The sequence below is a fragment of the Nocardia jiangsuensis genome (genome assembly GCF_042650385.1).
Classification (GTDB): Bacteria; Actinomycetota; Actinomycetes; order Mycobacteriales; family Mycobacteriaceae; genus Nocardia; species Nocardia jiangsuensis.
The window spans coordinates 626,249-640,431 of the sequence record NZ_JBHSAX010000014.1 but is presented as its reverse complement, the minus strand read 5'-3'; the positions used below and the strand labels follow the sequence as shown (position 1 = coordinate 640,431).

The following is a 14,183-nucleotide window of genomic DNA, read 5'->3' as shown; positions in this document are numbered from 1 at the left end:
TCGCGCGGCGGGGCCGGGGGCGCGCCGCGCGGGGTCCGCGGGGGTGCTCCGGGGCGCGGGGGGCGGCCGTGCCCGGCAGGGTGGTCGCCCGGTGCGGGAACGAGCGGCCCACCGCGTTGCGGCGGACGGCCCTGCGGCATGCCGCGCTCGTCCAGCGGGGGTGCGGGTCGCGGGGGACGCTCGCCACGCGGTAGCGGGGCGGGACGTTCGCCGTAATTCGGCGGCGGGACATGCCGCTCGTCCCGAGCGGGGCCGGGCGGTCGCTGCCGCGGAACCGCCCCAGAGGGCGGCGCTTGCCGCGCGGGGTCGCCGGAGGGCGGCACCTGCCGCGGCCGGGCCCCCTGCTGGGCGGGTCCAGGCGGCGCCTGCCGCGGCATCCCGCCGGACTGTGGCGCACCGGCGTCGGGGGGAACCGGTCGCGGCCTGCCACCGGAAGCGCCGCCCTCAGGAGGCAACGGCCTACCGCCGGGCTGCGGCGCACCGCCGTCGGGCGGCGACTGCCGGGGCCTGCCACCGGGCCCGGGCGGGCGCGTTCGCGGCATGCCGCCGGACGGCGGCGCCTGCCTCGACATCCCCCCGCTCGGGGCGGGGCCGACGGTACGCGGCGGCGGCGTGCCGTTCCGGCCGCCCGCGGGCGGGACGCGGCGCGCCCCGTCGGGGCCGCGCAGCCCGGGCTCCGCCCTGCTCACCTGCGGGACCTGCGGCGGCGCGTCGTCCCCGAACCGTTCGGTGGCGCCGTCGGGCATCCCCGCTCCCCCTTCCGGTTCCGCCCGGGGGCGGTGCAGCTGACGTTCCCACGGCGCGAGCGGGGCGCGGCCGATGCGCGCGCCGTCCTGCTCGTCCTCCGGGTCGGGCCGATGAGCGGTCGGATGTTCGTCGCTCATCCTGCCTCCTGCTGTACTAGCGCACCGTGATTGTCCCTCACAGCGGCTCGCGACGGCGGACAGCCCGGGCGAGGAACCTCCGGTAGCGGCTCACCTGGCGCTGGACCTCCGGATCGAAGGTCTCGTCGGCCGGGTCGGGCCTGCCCCGGAACCGGTGCCAGAGGCGGCGTCCGGCCAGCAGCAGGAGCAGCGTCGCCGCACCCGCGGTGAGGATCGCCAGCGTCTGGCCGTAGGCGTTCGACCGCACCGACACCGAGGTCGCGTTGCCGAGTGCGACACCGTCCGGAGTGGTCAGCGAGATCGGGATGACGAGATTGCGGCTGTCGTTCACCTCGGTCGGGATCTGGAAGGAGCGGGTGCCGTTCGGCGGCAGGATCTGCTCACCGGTGTCGTCGATGGAGGCGTCCGGCGGCGCCTCGATCCGGAACTTGACCCGGATCGCCACCGGCAGCTCGTTCCGCGCGACCAGCAGCAGCGGGCTCTGCTCGGAGGCGAGGGTGTAGACGCCGCCGGGCGGGAGCACCGTCACCGAGCCGTAGATCCGGTCCATGGTGCTCGCGGTGCGGTCCAGCCTGCGCTGGGCGTAGACGTCGGGCTGGGCGGTGCCGCCCGCGCGCCGGTCGGAGAGGGTGAGCGCGCGGATCAGATCGTCGCGCAGCGGGGTGACGTACTCGGTAGGGGTGAGCTCCAGCTCCGGCACCTCGACCAGCGCGCGGGAGAGCGCGGTGATCCGGGCACCCTGGTCGCGGATCGGCGCGACGAAGCGCTCCGGCACCCCGTCCGCGACGGCGCGCGGCAGGTGGTCCGGCTCGTACGGGCGCGGGTCGGCGGGCTGGGCGAGCAGCTCGGGCAGCGTCCGCGCGGTGGCCATGCCGCCGGTCAGCAGCGCGTCGACCTGGCGGAGCAGCGTGATCGCCTCCTCCCGGTTGGCGCCCCACTGCTGCGGCGGGACGAGGAGCTGCGCGCGCGGCCGGTCCGGTCGCGGGTTGAGCGCGGTCCAGGTGAGCGCGCCGAGCGCGTCCTGCAGCCGGGCGGTCCGCGAGTCGTTGGTGACGTCGTAGCGCACCCGGGCCGGGGTGAACGACGGGGTCGGCGGGTTGGAGCCGACGGCGGCGAGCGCGGTGGCGGCCCAGATGTCGTAGGTGGCGGCGTGCAGCGACGGATCCGGCCTGCCGCCCGGCAGGTCGCCGGCCGGGGTCTCGGCCAGCGCGGTGATCGGGGCGGCGGGCACGATGTCCGGCATCCGGACCAGCTCGGGGCGCGCGGGCTCGGCCGGTGTCGGCTCGCCGCCGGACGGGTCCTGGGTGAGGTCGTCGGCGCCGCGCGCACCGGCCGCCCCCTGCTCGGCGACGGCGGTCTCGGCCAGGACGGCGGTGCGGATGTTCTGGTCGCGGAGCAGCCCGCCCGCGATCGGGTCGATGCTGCCGGAATCGGGGATGCCGACGCCGCGCAGCGAGCGCGCGCCGAGGATTCGGTCGACGATGTCGGCCGGCTCGCTCACCGCTCGCGCGGTCAGCGCCGGGTCGTGCACGGCGGCGAGCGCGCTCAGGTCGGCCTGCGCGAAGGGCAGCGCGACGGTGCAGTTCGCGGCGGCGACCACGCGCAGCCGGTCCAGCCAGGCCCGCGCCTGCGCGGCGCCGCCGCCGTCCCTGGTCGGGCCGTCCGGGTCGGACGGGCTGGCGAGCACCCGGTAGCCGTCGGTCATGGCGGTGGCGGTGAGCAGCAGGTCCGGGTCGATGGCGAGGCAGAGGCTCCTGGCCAGGGTGCGATTCCTGGCGCCGTCGACGCCGATCTCGTTCTCCAGCGCGCCGAGCAACTGGTCGAGCCTGCCGCCCTTGCCGAGCGAGGCGGCGAGCTCGTCGTCGGTGAGCAGCACCTGGCCGCGGTCCTCGGCGGGTTCGGTCGGCACCCAGCGCGGGCGGTCGGCGAGCGGCCAGAGCAGCGTGGTGGCGACCGGCGGCGCCGGAGCGGCCGGCACCGCGGGCTCGGTGCCGCCCGCGGGCGGGACGCCGAGCACCGGGAGCAGGAAGCGGGCGTCGTCCAGCCTGGCCTGGGTGCCGTAGGCGGGTTCGCCGTTGACATTGAGCAGCAGCGGGTAGACCCCGGGCTCGGTGATCTCCAGCGCCCCCGCGGAGTCGCCGGCGCCGCCGCGGAGCGCGACGGTCAGGATGAACTGCTTGCGCTGGCCGGGGCTGAGCCGCTCGGCGACATCCTGGAAAACCCCGACGACCTCGTAGTTCACCTGGTCCAGCCGCAGGCTGCTCCGCACTCCGCCCGGCTCGGTGACGGCGGGCGCGCGCTGGATCCGGACGCTGATGTCGTCGACCACCCGGTCGCCGATATTGGTGACGGTCCCGGTCACGGTGACCACCGGGTCGCTGGCGGTGGTCACCGCGGTCGGCGTCACCGAATCGAGGGAGAGCTTGAGGAACTTCGGCATCCCGATCTGCTGGTCGGCGTCGCCCGCCCCGCCGGGCTGGGCCACTGCCTGACCCGTCAGCGGTGCCATCACCAGAATCGAACCGAGGATGGTCAGGATCGCCGCGGCGATCCGGAACAGCCCGCGTGTCATCGCTTACCGGTCTCCATCCGGTCGATCAACCGGTTGGCCACCTCGGCGAGCCGCCGTTCGTCGGCGTAGGCGAGCCGGGAGTTCAATTCGGTCAGCGGCACCCAGGCGACCTGGGTGACCTCGACGTCGGCGTCGGACAGCTCGCCGCCGACCGAACGCAACAGAAAATGATGCACGGTCTTGTGTACCCGCCTGCCCTCGGTCACGAACCAGTAGTCGATGCTCCCGAGTTCGGCCACAACGAGTCCGTTGATACCGGTTTCCTCGGCGACCTCACGGATCGCGGTCTGTTCGGCGGTCTCCCCTTCTTCGATGTGTCCCTTCGGCAGCGACCAGAGCAGCCGCCCGCGCCGATCGGTCCGCCCGATGAGGGCGGCGCTGCGCTTGTCGGCGGGGCCGTCGAGCCCGTCGACGACGAGGCCACCGGCCGAGGTCTCCCGGACAGTGCGCAACCGGGGCCGCGGCCCGTCGGCGGCCGAACCGCGGCGCCGCGGTTGGCGGCGTCTGCTGTTCGCGCGATCGGCCTGAGACACCCGGTAATCCTACTGTGCGCCGGGCCGGTCGCCGCGGGACGGCGGGGGTGCGCGCGGAAAAATTCCCTCTACCCCGCTCGGTAAGCTGCTGACTCGTGGTTTCTCCGAAGTCCGACAGCCCGGTCGCAGCCGACCAAGACCGCCGAACCAGGCTGCTCGCCGCCGCCGCGGTGACGCTCGGCGGGCTCAGCCCGGTGCTGACCCCGCTCGGCGAGCTCTTCGCCGCCGGCGGGCACCGGCTCTACCTGGTCGGCGGCAGCGTGCGGGACGCGGTGCTCGGCAGGCTCGGCACCGACCTGGACTTCACCACCGACGCCCGCCCGGAGCAGGTGCAGGAGCTGCTGCGCGGCTGGGCCGACCACCTCTGGGACACCGGCGGCCTCGCCTTCGGCACGGTGAGCGCGGCCAAGGGCGACCAGCAGCTGGAGATCACCACCTTCCGCAGCGACAGCTACGACCGGGTCTCGCGCAATCCAGAGGTCACCTTCGGGGACACGCTCGAGGGCGATCTGGTGCGCCGCGACTTCACCGTGAACGCCATGGCGGTGCGGATCGCAGGCGACGGCTCGATGGAGTTCGCCGACCCGCTGGACGGCATGACCGCGCTGCTCGCGGGCGTGCTTGACACCCCGGCCGCGCCGGAGGACTCCTTCGACGACGACCCGCTGCGCATGCTGCGCGCCGCGCGCTTCGTCTCCCAGCTCGGCTTCACGGTGGCGCCGCGGGTGCGCACCGCGATGACCGCCATGGCCGGGGCGATCGACCGGATCACCGCCGAGCGGGTCCGCACCGAGCTGGACAAGCTGATCTGCGGCGCGCACCCGATCGACGGCATCGACCTCATGTGCGAGACCGGGCTCGCGGAGCGGGTGCTGCCCGAGGTGCCCGCCATGAAGCTGGAGATCGACGAGCACCACCAGCACAAGGACGTCTACTGGCACTCGCTCACCGTGCTGCGCCAGGCGGTCGACCTGGAGGAGGGCGACCCGGACCCGGTGCTGCGCTGGGCCGCGCTGCTGCACGACATCGGCAAGCCGGAGACCAAGCGCAACGAGCCCGGCGGCGGCGTCAGCTTCCACCACCACGAGGTGGTCGGCGCCAAGCTGGTGCGCAGGCGGATGAAGGCGCTGAAGTACCCGAAGCAGTTCACCGAGGAGGTGGCGCGGCTGGTCTACCTGCACCTGCGCTTCCACGGGTACGGCAAGGGGCAGTGGACCGACTCCGCGGTGCGGCGCTACGTCACCGACGCCGACGACCTGCTGCCCCGGCTGCACAAACTGGTCCGCGCCGACTGCACCACCAGGAACAAGCGCAGGGCGGCCGCGCTGCAGGCCACCTACGACGAGCTGGAGCGGCGCATCGCCGCGCTGCGCGAGCAGGAGGATCTGGCCAGGGTCCGCCCCGACCTGGACGGCAACGCCATCATGGAGCTGCTCGACCTGGCCCCCGGCCCGGACGTCGGCAAGGCGTGGCGCTTCCTCAAGGAGCTGCGGCTCGACCGCGGCCCGCTGGACCGGGACGAGGCCGAGGCCGCGCTCGTCGCCTGGTGGAAGGGGCAGAAAGCCTGATCAGAAGAGGATCAGCGCGGTTCCGGTGACGATGGCCGAGCGCATCTCCGCCAGGTCGAAGGAGGCGCTCACCGCCGGCACCTCGGCTCGGAAGTGCACCAGGTCGCCCGCCCGGGTTCCCTGCACGACGCGGGCGTCGAAGGGGAGCTCGGCCAGCGGCACCGTGCTGGTGCCGAGCATGCGGCGCGGCACCGGGAGCCCGGACCAGCGCGCCTTCAGCACCTCGACGGTGAGCGCGCCGTCGCGGATCTCGGCGTCCACCCACGCGGTGATCCGGCGGCGCCGGTGCGTGGCCCGAATCCGGCCGTCCGGCTCGGCCGCCAGTGACCACTCCAGCTGCCTGGTGCCGAGCCACTGCAGCAGCGCGGCGGTGGTGACGGTGCCCGCCACCTCCACCCGGGCGGCGCGCAGCCGGGTCGGCACGCCGGGGACCAGCCGGACACCGTGCGCGATCACGGTGACCGTCTCGATCGGGTGGCCGTCCCAGCGCAGCCCGGCGAGCACCGTCTTGCTCTGGAAGTGCGCCCCCATCCGGCGCACCTTCAGCACCTCGAGGGTGGCGTGCAGCTCGTGGCCGAGCACGGTGGCGTCGATCGCGCGGCCGCCGAAGCGGCTCAGGATGCCCTCGCTGAGCAGCGTCATCAGCACGTCGGGGAGCAGCGCGGTGACGGTGCCCGCACCGAGATCGGCGACCGGGTCGACCCAGGCCGCCGTCGCCGCGACCCACTGGGTGGCCCAGGACTGGTCGAGCAGCTTCTTGCCCACGTCCATGGCGCGCAGCGGCGACCAGAGCGGAGGCACCGACCAGGATCTCGGATCGAATGTGGCCATGACCGATCCGAGCGTAGCCGCGCGGCGTGAACGGGGGTATACCGCAGTGGCTTCGGGCACAGGCCCGATCCGGCGCGGTGCCGCGGCGCGGGCTGCGATCCTTGACACTCCCCGCCTGCCATCGAGGAGGAGCGCCATGACTCGGGAACCGGCCTTCGACATCCGCCCGGCGGGCGAGACCGCGCTGCTGCTCACGCTCGCGGCCGGCGCCGACCCGATAGCGCTCGCCGAGCTCCTGACCGCCCGCGCGGTGCCCGGCGTGCTCGAACTCGTGCCCGCCGCCGAGACCGTGCTTGTGCTGGTTCGCTCGGCGGCGGCGCTGGAGCGGGTTGCGGCCGCGCTCGCCCGGATCGCCGCCGAACCGGGAGCCCATGTTTCCCGTGAAACCGCGCGCTCCGCCGACCCGCTCGAGGTGCCGGTGCGCTACGACGGCGCCGACCTGGACGCCGTCGCCGCACACCTCGGGCTGACCACCGCCGAGGTGATCGCCGCGCACACCGGGGTGCTCTGGCAGTGCGCCTTCGTCGGATTCGCGCCGGGGTTCGGGTACCTGCGCGCGCCGGACGGCAGGCTCGCCGTCCCGCGCCGGGACCGCCCGCGCACCGCCATCCCGGCGGGGTCGGTGGCGCTGGCCGGCGGGTACAGCGCCGTCTATCCGCGGGCGACGCCGGGCGGCTGGCAGCTCATCGGAAGTACCGACCTGGCGTTGTGGGATCTGGGCCGCGAGCCGCCCGCGCTCATCCATCCGGGCAGCACCGTCCGCTTTGTCGCAACGCGCATCGCAACGCGCGTTGCGGATGCGGGCGAACCCGCAACCGCCGTGGTGGACGACCCCGCTGTACTGGTCGAACGGGTCGGCCCGGCGGTCACCGTGCAGGATCTCGGCCGCCCCGGGTGGACCGATTCCGGGGTCGGGCACTCCGGTGCGGCCGACCCGGCGGCGCTCGCGCTCGCGAACCGGCTCGTCGGCAATCCGGAGGCGGCGGCGGCGCTGGAGGTGCTGGTCGGCGGGTTGGTGCTGCGCGCCCGCCGCCGGATCACCGTCGCGGTGACCGGGGCGCCGCTGCCCGCGACCGTGGACGGGGTGCCGGTGGGGCACGCGAGCGTGCTGGAGCTGGCGGTGGGGTCGGTGCTCGCGCTCGGCGTGACCGCGGTGGGGTTGCGCGGGTACGTCGCGGTGCGCGGCGGCATCGAGGTGCCCGCGGTGCTCGGCTCGCGCAGCCGGGACACCCTGGCCGGGCTCGGTCCGCGACCGGTGGCCGCGGGCGACGGGCTCCCGATCGGGCCGCCGCCGCCTGCGTGGCCGATCGTCGACCAGGCCCCGGTGCCGCCGCTGCCGACGGCGCCGGTCCCGGTGCGCGTGCGGCCGGGGCCGCGGGACGGCTGGTTCGCCGACCCGGCCGCGCTCTTCGCCGGCGAGTGGCGGGTGACCGGCGATGTCGATCGGGTCGGGGTCCGGCTGGAGCGCAGCCGCGGCCCGGCGCTGCGGCGCGCGGTGACCACCGAGCTGCCCACCGAGGGGCTACCGCTCGGCGCCATCCAGGTGCCGCCCGGCGGTGAGCCGGTCATCATGCTCGCCGACCACCCGGTGACCGGCGGCTACCCGGTGATCGGCGTCGTCGCCGCCGCCGACCTCGGCACCGTCGCCCAGCTGCGCCCCGGTACCGCCCTTCGCTTCCAGCCGCTGCACTGACTCAGCGCGGCTCGTTCAGCCTGGCGTGCATCAGGTAGACGTTGTAGCTGTCCCAGGCCGAGAGCAGGAGGTATAGGTCGCGCCCGGTCGACCAGGGGTGGATGAAGCCGCCGTAGGCCTTGGGGTAGTCGGCGGTGGAGACCAGCGGCACCGCGTCGCTCCAGACGCCCTGCGGCTCCGCGGCGGTGCGCAGCACGATGGCGCCGCTCAGGGAGTCCAGGTAGGTCATCTGCCACTGGCCGGAGGCCGCGTCGTGGCGCACCGAGAGCTCGCTGGCCATCCCGAGGAAGAGCGGGGTGGCCTGGTTCTCCGCGGCCGGGGCCCAGCTGCCGTTCACCCAGTACTGGTACGCGGACTTGTTCAGCACGTCGGCCCGCGCCACCCTGGCCAGCCCGGCCACGCCGATCCGGCCGTTGGGGGTGCCGAACATGTAGACGTAGTCGTCGTGCGGCACCATCGCCGCCACCTGGAACCGGCCGAGCCCGAAGAGGTTCTCCCACTTCGCGTGCTGATCCTTGGTCCAGGTGCGGCCGCCGTCGTCGGACCAGGCGAGCCCGCCGTGGTTGGTCCACCACAGCCCCGGAATCCGGTCCCACCGGTTCACCGACATGTAGCTCAGGTACTGCCGGTCGCCGAGCGCGAACCCGGAGGTCGGGATGGTGGTCGTCTCCCAGTTCTTGATCTTGCGGCTGCCGAGCAGCTCGGCGGCGTGGCACGGGCTGTCCTGCACCATGGTGTCGATGGTCATGCCGTCGGCCAGGTCGCGGTCGGTGCTGAAGCCGAGCACATTGCTGCGCCAGTCCTCGTCCTCACCGCCCGCGCCACCGGGGCCCCAGCCCGCGCCGAAGGTGTCGCCGAAGACGACGGCCACCTCGCCCGGCTTGCTCTCATAGGCGAAGCCGAGGTCGGTGCCATCCACCGACCAGCGCATATCGGTGCGGTTCTCCGAGCCGGGGCCGGTCACCTGCTGCACCAGCGAGACCGCCTCGACCGAGCGCGCGGCGACCGGGCCCGCGACCGGACCGGGTTCGACGGGGTTCACCACCGGCGGCGGGGCGGGCTGCGGTTCGGGGCCGGGACCGCCGGGCACCGGGATCGGAATGGGCTCGACCTCGGGTTTGATCACGACCCGGGGCAGCTTGACCGGCTCGCCGGACCCGGAACCACCGGAACCCGTTCCGCTGGAACCGGCGCTGCCCGACGCGGAGCCGGAGTCCGGTGTGGCCCCCGGCCTCTGCTCCGGGGCGGGGCCTGGGTGCGGGTCGGGATCGGTGCCGGTGGACGGCTCCTCCGGGCGCACCGAATCGCGGACGTCGGGGCACGGGTTGTGGCACGGGTCGACGGGCAGCGGGGGCTGGTCGACGCGGGCGTCGTTCTGCGGCGGGTCCGGCACCGGGACCGGGGTGATCTCCGGCCAGATCACCGGAATCTCGATGACCTCCGGCAGCTGGATCGGCGGCGCGGGCGGGGCGCTCGGGTCGGGGGCGCGGAGCAGCGGGTCGAACCCGGTCTCGCCGCAGCTGTTCACCGGCGGGGGCGCCCACGGATGCGGCGCGGCCTGCGCGTTCGGCATGCCGAAGGCCCCGGCCAGTACCAGCGCTGACATCAGCGGCACGCGCTTCCCGGCACGACCCATCTGCGGTGCACCCCTGTTCATCGGGAGGAATTCGTGGACGTGGAACGGCAGAGCAGGCACAACCTACCCGGAACCGGCGCCCGGCGTGCCGCGTCCAAGCCGGTATGAGCGAGATCGAGTACGTCTTCGGCACCGGCGACGGTGTGCCGCACGGCTGGTCCAGCCCACCCGACCTGGCGCTCGGCGGGGCACTCGACGCGGTGCGGCTGGATTTCGACGGGGACGGGCTGCTGGACGACGCGCTCTGGGATGCCGATCGCGACGGTATCGCCGAGCTCGCCGCGCTCGATCTCACCGACGACGGGGTGCTCGACCACTTCTACACCGATCCGACCGACCTCGGTACCTGGAATCACGAGGTCACCGGGGTGCCGGAGGATGCCGCGGCCGAGCCGCTCGGGTGGGTGGTCCGGGGGGAGGGGCGGGGCGGATCGCTGTGGACCGAGCCGCAGGGCAGGGTCGGGCCGCTCGGGATCGAGCCGGAGGGCGGGGCCGAGGCGGACGGCGGGGCCACCTCGGCCGCGTCTGCTCCGGTGGCAGGGCCGGATATCTCCTGGCCGGTCAGCCCGTGTCTGCTCGCGCCGCAGCCAGGCACGGACCCGCCGCCGCCACCGCGCTCCCCCGCGCCCGCTCAGCTCCCGCTACCCGAATTCCCGCGTTCGGTCCCGGTCGCGTCGTGAGGCCGGCGCCTGCGCCAACGAGCCCGCCCGGGGACCGCGGTCCGGGGCGCGCAGGTCGCCCGGGCCGACAGCCGCCGCGGCTACCCGCAGGGAACGCGCACCTCGGCCCGCGCCCGGCGGCCGGTGAGCAGGACGGCGGCGATCCCGGCCAGGTAGCAGCCTGCGCCGGCGAGCACTACCGGGAGCGAGCGCCCGTCGGCGGGCACCACCGCGGCGGTCGCGGCCAGCGCCAGCACGAAGGTGATGTTGAAGACGGTGTCCTGCAGCGCGAAGACCTGACCGCGGTGCGTGTCGTCGATGTCCAGCTGCATGGTGGCATCACCGGTGAGCTTGATGGTCTGCCCGGCCAGGCCGAGCAGGAAGGCGCCCGCCAGCAGCAGGTACTGGGCGCGCTGCGCGGCCGGCCCCGCGGCGGCGACCGCGATCGGCGTCACCAGGGTCAGCTGCACCACGGTCGCCAGCACCAGCCCGGCCAGCACCGTCCGCGGGCGGCCGAGCCGGGGAATCAGCAGCGGGGTGAGCACCGCGGCGAGCAGCATGCCCGCCGCCGTCACGCCGATCGCCACCCCGAAGCCGAGCAGCCCGGAGCCGACGCCGGCCTCCCCCGAATCGGGGCGGCGCAGCACCAGCACCATGACCAGCGTGTTCACCCCGAAGACGACGCGGTGCGCGCCGATCCCGAACATGGCGATGGTGACCTCCGGCGAGCGCCACACCGCGATCGCCCCGGTCCGCAGCCCCGCCGCCACCGCGAGCAGATCGGCCCGGGCAGCCCTCCCCCGCCGGTCATCGGCACCGCGCCCCGGACCGGCAGCGCGATCGAGGTCCGCGCCGCGATCGAGGCAGGCATCCACGGTCGTACCGGAACCCGCGCCCGGCTGCGCGCCGAGGCCGAGCTCTGAAGCGGGCCCGAACTCCGCACCCGGCCCGAGCCGCCCCGGCGGGAACCCCGCGACCAGCAGCGCGCCGAGCAGCGGCCCGCTCCCGGCCACCGCGACCGCGATCGCCGACGCACTGTCCCCCGCCCCGAACGCGCCGATCACCCCGACCGCCACCGCGGCACCACCCGCCGCGCACCCGGACGCCACCGTCGCCAGCACCGAGTTCATCGGCACCAGCAGCCGCGCGGGCAGGACCAGCGGCAGCGCCGCGGAGACTCCGGCGGAGACGAACCGGCTGATCCCGACCACCGCGAGCGCGCCGATCAGCAGCAGCTCCGAGGAGGCCCCGCCGAGCAGGCTCAGGCTCACCGCGACGACGAGCAGCAGCCGCAGCAGGCTCGCGCCGAACAGCACCCTGCGCCGATCCCAGCGGTCGAGCAACGCCCCCGCATACGGCCCGATCAGCGAGTACGGCAGCAGCAGCACCGCGAAGCCCGCGGCGATGGCCGCCGGATCGGTCTCCCGCTCGGGGTTGAAGAGAATGGCGCCGGAGAGCGCGGCCTGGAACACCCCGTCGCCGAACTGCGCGGCGAACCGGACGAGCGAAAGCCGCAGCGCCGCGGGGTGTGCGCGGACACCCCGCACACCCGAACCCCACCGCTCCCGCACGCCGGTCACGGGGTGAGGCTACCGGTCACGGGCGACGGCACCGGTGCACGGGCGTGGCCGCCGGTCCCGGGCCGATGGCACCGGTCACGAGGCACGCGGCTCCTCGACGAGGGCGCGCACCGCCTCGCGGACGTCCTCCGCCATCGGCAGCCCGGAGAGCGATTCCGCGTCGATCCAGGCGTGGTGGTCGTGTTCGCCGGGGGCGAGCGAGACCTCGCCCGGCTCGGTCTCCACCAGGAATCCGAATTTCCGCACCCGCGCCCGGCGCCTGGTCGCGTAGTCGGTGGCGCCGAGGTATTCGGTGATCCGGCGCAGCCGCAGCCCGGATTCCTCCAGCAGTTCCCTGGCTACTGATTCCGCGAATGTCTCACCGGATTCCACCCCGCCGCCGGGCAGCTCGTACAAACCGCCCCGATAGTCGCCGGGCACCCGCCGGACCACCAGCAGTTTGTGTTCGCGGAACACCGCCACGCCGACCACGAAATCCGAAATTCCGTCACGCGCGGCGGTACTCCGGAGTTCGCGCTCCAGCCGTTCGAGCACATCGGGTCGCATCGCCCGCCACCTCCGCTCACGTTGTGCCGCGCGGCATTCGGCGTTCCGCCGCGGCCGTGCGCCCCGCCCCCCGGCGACCGTTCCCCCGCGCCGGTTCGTCCACTCTGCCGTATACCCGTGGTGTCGGGCGAATCGCGCCCGGTTCGTCACGGTCCGTTCATGCGGCGGTCGTCCGCGTAAAGTCCGAGGCGCCGGACTTTTCACGAGGAATTCGGGGAACCGCGACCACCGGTGCTCCTAGCCTGAAGAAAGACCGAGAGGAGGGCGGGTGTCAACGCTCACCACACCACACATCGACATCCATCGGGCCGGCGACCGAATGAAGACCCGAATCGCCTGGCTGGATTCCAAGCATTCCTTCTCCTTCGGCTCGAACTACGACCCGGAGAACACCCACCACGGGCTGCTGCTGGTGAACAACGACGACGTGGTCGCGCCCGGCCAGGGTTTCGAGACGCACCCGCACCGGGACATGGAGATCGTCACCTGGGTGCTGGAGGGCAGCCTGGTGCACCAGGATTCGCTCGGCCACAGCGGCGTCGTCTACCCGGGGCTGGCCCAGCGCATGAGCGCGGGTACCGGCATCCTGCACTCCGAGAAGAACGACTCCTGGCGCGCCGACCCGCGCTTCACCGCGCACGACGAGCCGGTGCACTTCGTGCAGATGTGGGTGGTGCCGGACGAGCCAGGGCTCACCCCCGGCTACGAGCAGTGCGAGATCGACGACGAGCTGGCCCGCGGCGGGCTGATCACGGTCGCCTCCGGCATGCCGAGGCACCGCGAGCACGCCGCCATCGCGCTGAACAGCTCGCATGCCGCGCTGCACGTGGCGCGGCTGGCGCCGGAGCAGACCGTGGAGCTGCCGAACGCGCTGTACCTGCACGTCTTCGTGGCGCGCGGCGAGGTGACGATGGAGGGCGCCGGCCCGCTGGACGAGGGCGACGCGGTGCGCGCCACCCGCACCGGCGGCCAGCGGATCACCGCGCTGCGCCCGTCCGAGGTGCTGATCTGGGAGATGCACGCGCGGCTCGGCGCGGGCTGAGCGTCGCCTGCCGGACATCTTTGCCCCGCATCATTAACATCCCGTCCCTGTCGGTGCGATTTCCCGGCGAGCGCACGCCGCACCGCCCCGGTCCAGCGCACGGCACCCGAACCGAGAGGACAGCCATGTCGCACTACCCACCCCCCGGCCAGTACCCACCCCCCGGCGAGTACCCGCCGTCCGGGCAGTACCCCCCGCCGCCCGGCCAGCCCGGTTACTGGCAGGAGTCGCCCAAGGGCAAGGGCCTCGCGATCACCGCGCTCGTGCTCGGCATCATCGCGCTGCTCAGCTGCTGGACCCTGGTCGGCGGCATCCTGTTCGGCATCTTCGCGATCATCTTCGGGCTGATCGCCGGGATCAAGGCGCGGGCGGGTACCGCGGCGGGCGGCGGCATGGCGATCGCGGGCGCGCTGCTCGGCCTGGCCGGCATCGTGATCAGCGTGGTGATCGGGCTCTTCTTCTGGAACATCTTCGACGAGGCCGGCTTCACCGACTTCGTCGACTGCGTCAGCAGCGCGGGCAACGACCAGGCCAAGGTGCAGCAGTGCGAGGACGAGTTCAACCAGAACGTCCAGGACCGGTTCAGCATCACCGTCACCCCCGGCCCGACCAACTGACCCGGCCCCGGAAGGGCGGGCT

The 14,183-nt window shown here is 74.1% G+C and carries 11 protein-coding genes; 5 read left to right on the top strand and 6 right to left on the bottom strand.

Annotated elements, in window-relative coordinates; genetic code table 11:
- Positions 1-921 precede the first annotated feature (921 nt).
- Both ACFO0B_RS17330 and ACFO0B_RS17325 read right to left on the bottom strand, forming a co-directional pair.
- A complete protein-coding gene (locus ACFO0B_RS17330; protein WP_378613501.1) occupies positions 922-3,456 on the bottom strand; it encodes a DUF6049 family protein in 2,535 nt (844 codons plus the stop codon).
- A complete protein-coding gene (locus tag ACFO0B_RS17325) occupies positions 3,453-3,989 on the bottom strand; it encodes an NUDIX hydrolase (RefSeq protein ID WP_378613500.1) in 537 nt (178 codons plus the stop codon). Before ACFO0B_RS17325 ends, ACFO0B_RS17330 begins: the two co-directional genes overlap by 4 nt.
- Positions 3,990-4,084: 95 nt before the next feature.
- On the opposite strand from ACFO0B_RS17325, the gene ACFO0B_RS17320 reads away from it, so the two are divergent.
- Positions 4,085-5,557: a CCA tRNA nucleotidyltransferase gene (locus tag ACFO0B_RS17320; protein WP_378613499.1), complete on the top strand. Its 1,473-nt coding sequence runs from the start codon at positions 4,085-4,087 to the stop codon at positions 5,555-5,557.
- Here the strand turns inward: ACFO0B_RS17320 and ACFO0B_RS17315 are convergent, their stop codons facing one another.
- Positions 5,558-6,388, bottom strand: coding sequence for a hypothetical protein (locus tag ACFO0B_RS17315; RefSeq protein WP_378613498.1), 831 nt, complete (start codon positions 6,386-6,388; stop codon positions 5,558-5,560).
- A gap of 136 nt (positions 6,389-6,524) precedes the next feature.
- On the opposite strand from ACFO0B_RS17315, the gene ACFO0B_RS17310 reads away from it, so the two are divergent.
- Positions 6,525-8,081 (top strand): 5-oxoprolinase subunit B/C family protein, encoded by a 1,557-nt coding sequence (locus ACFO0B_RS17310; protein WP_378613497.1) that lies wholly within the window; start codon positions 6,525-6,527, stop codon positions 8,079-8,081.
- Position 8,082: 1 nt separating this feature from the next.
- On the opposite strand, the gene ACFO0B_RS17305 is transcribed toward ACFO0B_RS17310, so the two are convergent.
- Positions 8,083-9,687, bottom strand: a complete 1,605-nt coding sequence (locus tag ACFO0B_RS17305; protein WP_378613496.1) for a DUF4185 domain-containing protein — start codon at positions 9,685-9,687, stop codon at positions 8,083-8,085.
- 134 nt (positions 9,688-9,821) lie between these two features.
- On the opposite strand from ACFO0B_RS17305, the gene ACFO0B_RS17300 reads away from it, so the two are divergent.
- Positions 9,822-10,397, top strand: coding sequence for a hypothetical protein (locus tag ACFO0B_RS17300; RefSeq protein ID WP_378613495.1), 576 nt, complete (start codon positions 9,822-9,824; stop codon positions 10,395-10,397).
- A gap of 80 nt (positions 10,398-10,477) precedes the next feature.
- On the opposite strand, the gene ACFO0B_RS17295 is transcribed toward ACFO0B_RS17300, so the two are convergent.
- Both ACFO0B_RS17295 and ACFO0B_RS17290 read right to left on the bottom strand, forming a co-directional pair.
- Positions 10,478-11,956 carry a hypothetical protein gene (locus ACFO0B_RS17295; RefSeq protein WP_378613494.1) on the bottom strand — a complete coding sequence of 493 codons (1,479 nt, stop codon included), beginning with the start codon at positions 11,954-11,956 and terminating at the stop codon, positions 10,478-10,480.
- 75 nt (positions 11,957-12,031) lie between these two features.
- Positions 12,032-12,502 (bottom strand): NUDIX domain-containing protein, encoded by a 471-nt coding sequence (locus ACFO0B_RS17290; RefSeq protein ID WP_378613493.1) that lies wholly within the window; start codon positions 12,500-12,502, stop codon positions 12,032-12,034.
- A gap of 268 nt (positions 12,503-12,770) precedes the next feature.
- Between ACFO0B_RS17290 and ACFO0B_RS17285 the strand changes: the two genes are divergently transcribed.
- Together ACFO0B_RS17285 and ACFO0B_RS17280 are read left to right on the top strand one after the other, a co-directional pair.
- The gene (locus ACFO0B_RS17285) at positions 12,771-13,544 is read left to right on the top strand and encodes a pirin family protein (RefSeq protein WP_378613492.1); all 774 of its coding nucleotides are present in this window, start codon (positions 12,771-12,773) and stop codon (positions 13,542-13,544) included.
- Positions 13,545-13,669: 125 nt separating this feature from the next.
- Positions 13,670-14,161, top strand: coding sequence for a DUF4190 domain-containing protein (locus ACFO0B_RS17280; RefSeq protein ID WP_378613491.1), 492 nt, complete (start codon positions 13,670-13,672; stop codon positions 14,159-14,161).
- Positions 14,162-14,183 lie beyond the last annotated feature (22 nt).

Bases quoted from the DNA above. Each gene is read 5' to 3' on its own strand.
- ACFO0B_RS17305 (WP_378613496.1), bottom strand. From the start codon at position 9,687: ATGTCAGCGCTGGTACTGGCCGGGGCCTTCGGCATGCCGAACGCGCAG.
- ACFO0B_RS17330 (WP_378613501.1), bottom strand. From the start codon at position 3,456: ATGACACGCGGGCTGTTCCGGATCGCCGCGGCGATCCTGACCATCCTC.
- ACFO0B_RS17315 (WP_378613498.1), bottom strand. From the start codon at position 6,388: ATGGCCACATTCGATCCGAGATCCTGGTCGGTGCCTCCGCTCTGGTCG.
- ACFO0B_RS17290 (WP_378613493.1), bottom strand. From the start codon at position 12,502: ATGCGACCCGATGTGCTCGAACGGCTGGAGCGCGAACTCCGGAGTACC.
- ACFO0B_RS17300 (WP_378613495.1), top strand. From the start codon at position 9,822: ATGAGCGAGATCGAGTACGTCTTCGGCACCGGCGACGGTGTGCCGCAC.
- ACFO0B_RS17280 (WP_378613491.1), top strand. From the start codon at position 13,670: ATGTCGCACTACCCACCCCCCGGCCAGTACCCACCCCCCGGCGAGTAC.
- ACFO0B_RS17310 (WP_378613497.1), top strand. From the start codon at position 6,525: ATGACTCGGGAACCGGCCTTCGACATCCGCCCGGCGGGCGAGACCGCG.